Source organism: Photorhabdus heterorhabditis, assembly GCF_001280945.1.
Lineage (GTDB): Bacteria > Pseudomonadota > Gammaproteobacteria > Enterobacterales > Enterobacteriaceae > Photorhabdus > Photorhabdus heterorhabditis.
Genome location: NZ_LJCS01000146.1, coordinates 1 through 2,029 on the forward strand (window position 1 = coordinate 1; position 2,029 = coordinate 2,029).

Genomic DNA, 2,029 nt, shown 5'->3' on the forward strand with positions numbered 1-2,029 from the left:
GTGACCGGCTGCACCTATAACGGTCTGAATCGCCCGCCGCTGGATTTACCTGCCGAAAAAACCCGCACCACCTTTAAGACCCGGACCCACAAAGGAAAAGGCTTTAATGAATTGCGGTTTGAGGATGCTAAAGACCAGCAAGAGATTTACCTGCACGGGCAGAAAGATTTGACTGTCCATATCCAGAATGATGCTCACTGGCATATCAAACACGACCATAAACAGCGGATCGATAATAACCGCTACAGTGAAATTCATGCTGATGATCACCAAAAAATCACCGGTTCAATTAAGCACAGCACTGATGGCAATGTGTCACACCGTATTACCGGCAGTCAGCATTTACAGACCGGGGAAGCGTTAGTCGCTGAAAGTGGTCAGGAAACGCATCTGAAAAGCGGCGGAAAAATAGTGTTGGAAGCGGCGTCAGAGATTACTTTAAAAATCGGGGGGCATTTTATCCGGCTAACTCCCGGCGGTATTCTGACCTCCGCGAATTTATCCGTCGGGCAGGGCTCCGCCGGTGTCGGTCGTGGTTTGTCTCTGCAACTACCGGACGGTGTAGAGCCACTGCCGGATATCAAATTCCCGGCCAAACCATCTTGTGCTGTGTTGGCTCAGCGCGAAGCTAACTGGATTATCGATAACCAGGAGGATGAATGAACACGTCTATAAACTGGCAACAGTGGTTGACTACGCCTGATAAGCCACCGGTTTTCTTTATGCTCAACTCGTTGGCAGAGCCAAATCCCGTCAATCGCTTTTATAAAAATGACTGGGTAGAGCAGGCTTTTCCACTATATAGCGGTACACCGATGGAGCATATTCTGGCACAAGGTCCCTGGCTGGTTCAGCCCAAGTCAGGCTGCTTGTCAATCATCGGTCATCGGCTTGATAGCCAAACTCTGAGCGATAACAGCTGGGGTTGGGCTTATCGTAGTGAGGATGTGTGGACCCAACAGCTTAATCACTGGCGTTCGCGCCAGCAGGTGATATTGCGGGAGAGGCAGGTGATTTTACGCAGTATGGACCCCCGAGTTTTCAGTCAGTTATTACCGGTAATGATAATCAGCGATTGGTCAGCATTTTTAACACCGGTGAGTGAGTTAATGATCGATGTCCCTGAACCCCGGAAGTATTCCCGTCCTGAAAATTGTGGTCACGGAGGGAGTGAACAGCCTTTTGTTTTGGGGAGTCATTTGCTGCACGCCTGGCATCATTCCGATTATGCCTTGAAAGGAAAGGCATTTGTGATCAGTAATGATATATGGGAAAACCACGGAAAATTAGCTGAAAAACTGGATGAGCCAGAGGGACGGTTAGTGGAAGGGATTATTAATTGGCTAAAAGTACGTTTAGAAAATGGAGGTGATATTAGCAACCTGACCAGTACAGATTATTTGCAGAGGCTCGATGAACAATATTTGAATGAATAGATGATGTCATTGGTCGCTATGATAAATGGTCATCGTGATATTAAAAAAATGAAAAATTTTCTTGCTATTTGATGATGGTTTAATAACTATAATTTGAGTTCCATCATATGAACAGTATGAAGGAAATTTCAAATTCCGTTCCCTTCGTTCGAAGGGATTAATTGACGGGGATATATTTTTATCTTCCTGTCATTCAGCGCACCATGACTCATGGCATAAGCGGTGCTTTTTGTCTGTGATAATAAGATTTTTACTATCTTATTTCTTTGGTGAGACGCAATCCATCATTTCCATTTCTGGCGGGATATCTATGTTGGTTTCATCAGTGCAGAGACTTTTCTGATGATGAAAGTGATTGATAGCCAGATGAGGGAAGTCTTGCGGGACTTTCAGAACATGATGTTTGGGCTGCGCGCCTATATGTAATGTTAAAAGAAGGAAATCATATCGATGAGCAAATTAGGTTCACTCGATCATATTGACTGTAAAAACATTCTGAAACACTGGATAGAATTCCAATTGGTGGATGAGCAAGGCAAGCCGATTGTGAATATGCCTTACCGGTTGAGAAGTCGGGGAAATCCGCGAGATGA

General features: G+C 45.1%; 2 protein-coding genes. Both read left to right on the forward strand.

The genetic code is table 11. The features are described from left to right. A partial coding sequence (locus AM629_RS20935) for a bacteriophage T4 gp5 trimerization domain-containing protein (protein ID WP_420806703.1) occupies nt 1-663 on the forward strand: 663 nt, incomplete at its 5' end. Continuing rightward, nucleotides 660-1,436, forward strand: coding sequence for a DUF4123 domain-containing protein (locus tag AM629_RS20940; protein WP_054481724.1), 777 nt, complete (start codon nt 660-662; stop codon nt 1,434-1,436). The genes AM629_RS20935 and AM629_RS20940, both read left to right, overlap by 4 nt. Nucleotides 1,437-2,029: the final 593 nt, after the last annotated feature.